The following is a 6,858-nucleotide window of genomic DNA, read 5'->3' on the forward strand; positions in this document are numbered from 1 at the left end:
TTTTTTGGTGTTGTTGTTTTTTTTGTGTGATATTTAGCACAACATTAGAGGCATTTTGCTGGTGGGTTTAATGTCTTTATCTAATTGATTAAATTGTCTATTTGTTGAGTATTGGAGGAAATGTCTGTTTATAGGCATTGAACAAAAAAGGCATCTCAGCTACTAAGGAAACAGCGGCCGAGATGTAAACTAAGGCTATCTTTGATAAACGATCTGACCTCGGCTGATGGTTGTTTCAACCTTAAGATCTTTTAAGTTTGAGGGTGATATTTTAAGTGGATTTTTATCCAATATAATCAAATCAGCATTCTTTCCTGTCGTTAAACTGCCTTTACTCTTTTCTTCAAAATGCTGATAAGCTGGCCATATTGTCATGGCTTGAAGTGCGGTATAAACGTCTACTCTTTGATCGGGGCCGAGTATTTTATTGCTGCGAGTGGTTCTATTTACTGTGGCATCAAGCACTCTGAACGCGTTAGGTAAAGCAACCGGGGCGTCATGATGGGTACTGAACATCAGTCCTGCATTTTTCACTGCTTGAGTTGGAGAAATGAAAGCCGCTCTCGGTTGGCCTAAAACAGATTCCGCGTGCCAATCTCCCCAATAGAAAGTATGCATAGGAAACAGTGAAGGGAAAATACCGAGTTGACCGAGACGTGTGATTTGATCGTGACGTAATGTTTGCCCGTGGATTAAAACGGGCCTGCGGTCTTGCTGACCTAGCTTTTTGTTAGCATATTCAACCGACCTGATTAACTGATCAATGGCCGCATCACCGTTGGCATGAACGAGTACTTGCCAATCGTGGCTAAAAGCCGTTTCCACGTATTGATATGCTTGTTGATCCTCAAAAGTCGAATAACCCGCATAATCGTTGTTGTGGCCATGGGGAGGATGAAAATAAGGTTGGGTCAGCCATGCGGTTTTACCTTGTGGTGAACCATCAAAGTTAAGCTTTACACCCCCGATACGAAAATGTTTATTATAATCATTTGAATGATACGGAGAGTCCATGAAGTGACTGTTTGAGATCATATCAGGGTAGGCAACGACATCAATCAACAAACAACCATTTTCAGACGCTCTTTTTATCGCCTGATAACTTTCAATGGTGGCTCGACCCTCTTGTGCCGTTGTGTAACCAAAGCGGGTATACATCGTTTGTGCAGCTTCCAGCATTTTATCTTGCAATTCACTATCAATGATTGTTGCTAAGTGGAAAAGTACAGCAAAGTGGGCGTTTTCCTCCAAAATACCACTTGGTTCTTGGCTGCCTTCTTTACGACGAATGATACCACCAGGAGGATTTGGTGAATCAGCGTTGATACCAGAAATCTCGAGTGCTTTGCTGTTGGCGACACTCAAATGTCCAGAAGTATGAATAATAAGCACGGGGTGTTCAGTACTGACTTTATCGAGATCCTCTTTCGTAGGGTAGCGATCAAGTTGTGCATCATCGTAACCAAAACCTAAAATCCAGCCGGTTTTGTCGATAAATAACCGTTGTGTCTCGTTGTCATTGGCTGATTTGAGGATGTTTATCACTTCTTCAACCTTGTTGGCTCCACCATCGGGAGGTGGTAATAGATTAGCAACCATCGCTTGGAGCCCGACCCCATAGAGGTGACTATGCGGATCGACAAAACCGGGCAATAATGTTTTCCCTTCTAAATCGGTGAGTTTGGTATTTTCTGTTTGATAAGTTATCGCTCGCTCATGAGTCCCCACATAGAGAATTTTTTCTCCCTTTGTGGCAATCGCTTGAGCATACTGGGGCTGTTCTGTCGCCATTGTGAGTATATCGCCGCCAAAATAAATATGATCAGCAGCGCGGATTTGATTTTGGTCTTGTTCCACTGCGGAGTGAACAGGCGATGAGATCAAAATGTCACTGAGTACTAGTTGGAACAGAGAGGCATAACGCCATAGTGATTGCATAAATTGCTCCGAAAAAACAAATAGGGCAACAATGTAATCCATCTCCCGGCAGGTGTATTAGTTTAGAGATCTAAGTCTTGGTGATGTTAGTGTGAGATTAATCACGGTTTTTAATTAAAGCTGGTTGATTTAAGGTATTGATAAATAAATTATAATCAAGTTTCTGGAAGATTTTCGGGGCAAGAGAGAAATGTATGTGTCGATGATTTTTATTGATGACTTCGGTTTTAGTTAAGCCATCTTGTCTCCTCCTTATTTTGTCATTAAATAAGGAGGAGAGCGTTGATATGCGTTTATGACAGAGACTGCCTTTTAGCCGTGTTTTCCTGCTGTTCTGTCTCTATCTCTGTCTCTGTCTCTTTCTCTGTCGTCATTTGACATGAAGAATGTTTAATAAACACAGCAATGATCGCTGAAATCATTAAGGCATAGCAGTAATAAGAGTTAGCGACGATCTCTAAAGGTGAGAGTTCAAAGACTGAACCTAGTAGAAGGACTTGTGCGCCATAGGGTAACAGCCCCTGCACTACACAGGAAAATATATCTAACAAGCTAGCGGCACGGCGAGGAGTAACATTATTCTCTTGTGCTAATTCTCGAGCGACATGGCCTGAGACAACTATCGCAACGGTATTATTGGCAGTACAGACGTTCACCATTGAAACTAAACCAGCAATACCTAATTCACTGGCTTGAGTATTTACTTTACCAGTATAGTGAGAGCCGAAACGGTGAATAGCGCGACTGACTAAGTGGGTAAGAAAGGCTAAACCACCTTGACGTCTCATCAGCTCACTTAAACCACCGATCAGCATTGATAATAAGAAAATCTCTTGCATGTTACCAAAGCCAGTGTATATATCTTGAGCGAAATCAGTGATCCCATAATGAGACGTATAATGCATGCTGATTATGCCGGCGAGAAAAATACCACTGGTGAGCACCACGAATACATTAAGGCCAGAAAGAGCAAGAACAAGTATAGCTATATAAGGGACAACTTTTAGCCATTCAATGGGCTCTGTGCCGGGTAGCTGCGCAGTATCACTATAAAAAGAAAAAATACAGATAGAAACCAGTGCTGCTGGTAAAGCAATGTATATATTTTCTCTAAATTTATCTTTCATTGCACAACCCTGAGAACGCGTTGCTGCAATTGTGGTGTCAGATATGATGGACAGGTTATCACCAAACATAGCACCGCTTAATACCACCCCTGCCGTAATTGCCGAATTCATTTCTGCAGATTCAGCTATTCCCAATGCTACTGGAGCAACAGCAGCAATGGTGCCCATTGAGGTGCCCATCGAGGTCGCTATGAAAGCTGAAATCAAAAAGATTCCAGGTAAGATAAGATTAGCTGGTATAGCGGATAAACCTAAATTGACCGTAGCATCGACACCGCCTGAGGCTTTAGTAACAGCGGCAAATGCCCCTGCTAACAAATAGATCATACACATGGCAATGATATCAGGGTGACCAACACCACGCATAAAGTGTTCAATTGTTTGGTTGAGTCTTTCTTTACTTAGTAGCATCGCCAGAAGAACGGCTGGAAGAGCTGCTATTGGTGCAGGAACTTGATAAAATGCAAAGTCAACTCCCTGTAAAGAGAGGTAGGTACCCACACCAATGAATAAACTTAAAAAAAGCAACAAAGGAAGCAGTGCAGTCGCGGATGGGATAATTATAGGGTGAGAGCTTTTAGAACCAGACATGTGAGCAATAGTGTAATCAAAAATAAGGCTTGCAGACTAATCGGACGTAAAGCCATTGTCAATCTATAGACGTCTAAATGGCTATTGTTTTTTTACATGTTTGATATCTTCACTACATTAGCGTTGATTGCATAAACAAAAAAATATAAAAATTTTAATCAATTACCTAGAATAGTGGCTCTTTGTTTTTTTGAGTAGTAAAAAGATCAGCGCTATAAAAAGTAATGCAGTACAGGCCCAAACAATATAGCGGTGGCTATTGTAGAATTGGCTGAAGACATTTAGATGTTCAACGGCAAAGTGCGTGAGCAAACTGAAAACACAAACCCAAGTGGTCGTTGCGATCGCATTGCCTATTAAAAACTCTTTACGTGGCATTTTTGCTATACCGCAGGCAAGTGGCATAAACTGTTTCATTCCCTCAACAAAGCGGCTGATAACTAAACAAGCTGGGCCGTATTTTTCTATTATACTTTGTAGCTTTTGCATTCTAGGCCCAGAGATATCGCCTTTTTTATCTAACCAGCTTTCAAAATGATAACCAATCAGGTAGCCACAGGTGTTACCAAAGAAGCAACTTAACCACGAAACCACTATAACAACGCTGATACTCATCTTATGTTCTGAAGAAAGTATTGATGCAGCAATCATTAATGATTGCCCAGGTAGCGGTATACCTATGCCTTCAAGGGTAATGCTTATCACCAAAGCAAAATATCCATATTGCTCCAGTAGTGGTTTCATTGCTGTAAGTAACTCATGAATATGTTCCAACGATGTCTCTCCAAGTAGAGTGTGACCGATTAATTTAGTCCAAATGTTAGTAAATAAAGGCGGCGTACTGTAGGAGATCTTTGAGGTGATTAAGAAAATTGAGTAGGTGAGTTTCCAAGGATGTAATCCTAATACACCCTAATTGGATCATAGGTCATACTTTTTAAACTTCAAGATTAATTTTCATTTAGTTATTTTTAATTGTTGTGATGAATAATGAATAAATATTTTTAATTTTGGTGTTTTAAATTCCATCAACTAGAATTTTTTCGAATCGATAAGGTAGTCACTGTTTATATCAGTATCACTCTAATCAAGGAGGCATTTATGTTTAAAGGTATTGTTCAAGGTCGTGGTGTAATTAAATCGATATCAAAAAGTCCAGAAAGCCAAAGGCATGGTGTTGTATTCCCTAAAGAAATAATTCAGGACGTTGATGTCGATACTGTAATGCTTGTCAATGGCGTTTCTTTGACGGTTGTACGTATTCAAGGAGATGTTGTTTACTTTGATCTTGATCATGACCGAGCTCTGGCAACGTCAACATTAGATAATTTAGAAGAAGGAGAGTATGTAAATCTTGAGATTCATCCTAATTTCGGTGAAGTCATTGGTCGTGGCGGATTAACGGGAATAATTCAAGGTACAGCGCATATAACACAGATTGAAAAAGGTAACGATGGCTTTTCCATATCTATTGATATTCCTAAATCCTTAACCGATAGCTTAATGGTTAATGATGATATTGGCATTAATGGAATCTCCTCCAGTATTAAAGAAAAGTCAGACAACATTATAACTTTACATTATCCTCATGAACTACTACAAAATACTAATTTGGCGATGTTAGCAGAAGGCCGAAAAGTTAACGTTGAAATTATAAATGAGTGGTAATATTAGAACGTGATAGTAAAATATTAAGCGCATTGATTTCAATGCGCTTGTAAATAGGTAAAAATTGTTAAGTATTAAAAACCTGTAGTTTATTAAATTCGAACATAAGAGGAATGCCAATGCTTCATGTAAAAATCAATTGTATTCGATAACAATGACTCTCTAGTCATTTATTTCAGCTACGTTCTTCTTGGTTTGTCATTATAACCTAAATTGCTCAAAAGTTGATTTGTCATATCAATAATAACTTGTTCGTCCTCGTAATGCTCTAAAGCTGCTCGAACTACTTGATGAATAACAAGGCGTTGAAGAGTGAATCTCACTTCTTCATCATCTTTGGTTAAATAAGTTGCGTTTAATGATTGGAGAGCAATATTGAATACTCTTGGTTGATCTTCGATACTGGTCTGGTCAGCGTTTTCTTGGTCCACAACATTCACTGTATAGCGATACCTTTCCTTTTCGAACCATGATTTTACTTCAAGATTTTCTGTTTGTTTGCTTAGCATTTCTAGAATGCTGAAAATTCTGAAAGTGATATCGCACACTTTAATTGAGCTGTCTTTACAAACTAAAGAAGGTTCACCTTGTGCAAAAGTAGCACCACTTGAGGGATCTATAACCTTAAATAGGCTTAAGTTATATAAGCTTGGGATATAACCTTCTAGGTGGAAACCTTCATCACATTGAGAGGACCAATTATCAAATTTTTGCTGTGATATTTCGATATAATCAAATCCTGACTTTACTTCGTTATCCCAAAAGATAGTACTGTGGAAATTTGTTTTGAGTAAGGCACTTTCATTTTCTAATGGATGGAACTTATATTTGCTAGTGTTTACACAGATGGGTTCCACATTTTTACTGGGATAAAGGTTATTGTTGGTGCTTGATATATTAGCATTTGCATTAAGTGAAAAGATCAACGGTGATGCTGTTAGTAGTAGCGTTAAGATATTTTTTTTCATAATAAGCCTCAAATTAAAACCATAGCCTAGTTTAATATTATTAAATTAATAAAGAATAAATAAAATTATGTTTGTATGAATAATATATTTCCAATGAAATAATAAAGAATTCCGTATTTATTGTATATAAGAGGAAGTCAGGTTTTATGTGGTTTAAATCTGGCTTTGATAAAGAAATATTAACTTTTTTATATTTTACTTCAAATAATTTGATGGTGAAGGTAAATTAGAGACCGTTGTTAAATTAACCATTGTTCTAGATTTTTTACCTATGTAAGACGGGTAATTGAAATTGTTGAATTAGATACCTAAATAACCTGATTCAAGAAGCTGGATCTGTGCTTCGATCTCAAAGAGTGGGTACCATTAATTCATATACTTTGTTAATGGTCTTCAGTTTAGAAAGTTTATATCTACTCATTATTGCTATGCCTGAGAGCCAAAGTTTTCTTACTAAATAGAGTGTACTAAGGAAATTTGTATTTTTTGTGTTTAATAAACCATTGTTAATAATGGAATTTACTCTAAAGTTCACGTTTTTACCTACCAGTAGGTAGAAAAAGTTA

At 38.0% G+C, this 6,858-nt stretch carries 4 protein-coding genes and 1 pseudogene; 1 reads left to right on the forward strand and 4 read right to left on the reverse strand.

Going from position 1 to position 6,858, the window contains the following annotated elements:
• Window positions 1-195 precede the first annotated feature (195 nt).
• The 3 genes and pseudogenes from VSA01S_RS13355 to VSA01S_RS13365 all read right to left on the reverse strand — a co-directional run bounded on the left by VSA01S_RS13355 (window position 196) and on the right by VSA01S_RS13365 (window position 4,430).
• Window positions 196-1,938, reverse strand: coding sequence for an amidohydrolase (locus VSA01S_RS13355; protein ID WP_039982375.1), 1,743 nt, complete (start codon window positions 1,936-1,938; stop codon window positions 196-198).
• A gap of 371 nt (window positions 1,939-2,309) precedes the next feature.
• A pseudogene (locus tag VSA01S_RS13360) lies at window positions 2,310-3,656 on the reverse strand (Na+/H+ antiporter NhaC family protein); the annotation flags it as partial.
• Between the two features lie 162 nt (window positions 3,657-3,818).
• Complete coding sequence (locus tag VSA01S_RS13365; protein ID WP_227739648.1) at window positions 3,819-4,430, reverse strand: DedA family protein; 612 nt, start codon at window positions 4,428-4,430, stop codon at window positions 3,819-3,821.
• 327 nt (window positions 4,431-4,757) lie between these two features.
• On the opposite strand from VSA01S_RS13365, the gene VSA01S_RS13370 reads away from it, so the two are divergent.
• Window positions 4,758-5,324, forward strand: a complete 567-nt coding sequence (locus tag VSA01S_RS13370; RefSeq protein ID WP_039982374.1) for a hypothetical protein — start codon at window positions 4,758-4,760, stop codon at window positions 5,322-5,324.
• Between the two features lie 179 nt (window positions 5,325-5,503).
• Here VSA01S_RS13370 and VSA01S_RS13375 read toward each other — a convergent pair whose 3' ends face one another.
• Window positions 5,504-6,292 carry a hypothetical protein gene (locus VSA01S_RS13375; protein WP_039982372.1) on the reverse strand — a complete coding sequence of 263 codons (789 nt, stop codon included), beginning with the start codon at window positions 6,290-6,292 and terminating at the stop codon, window positions 5,504-5,506.
• Window positions 6,293-6,858 lie beyond the last annotated feature (566 nt).

This window comes from Vibrio sagamiensis NBRC 104589, assembly GCF_007990935.1.
Classification (GTDB): Bacteria; Pseudomonadota; Gammaproteobacteria; order Enterobacterales; family Vibrionaceae; genus Vibrio; species Vibrio sagamiensis.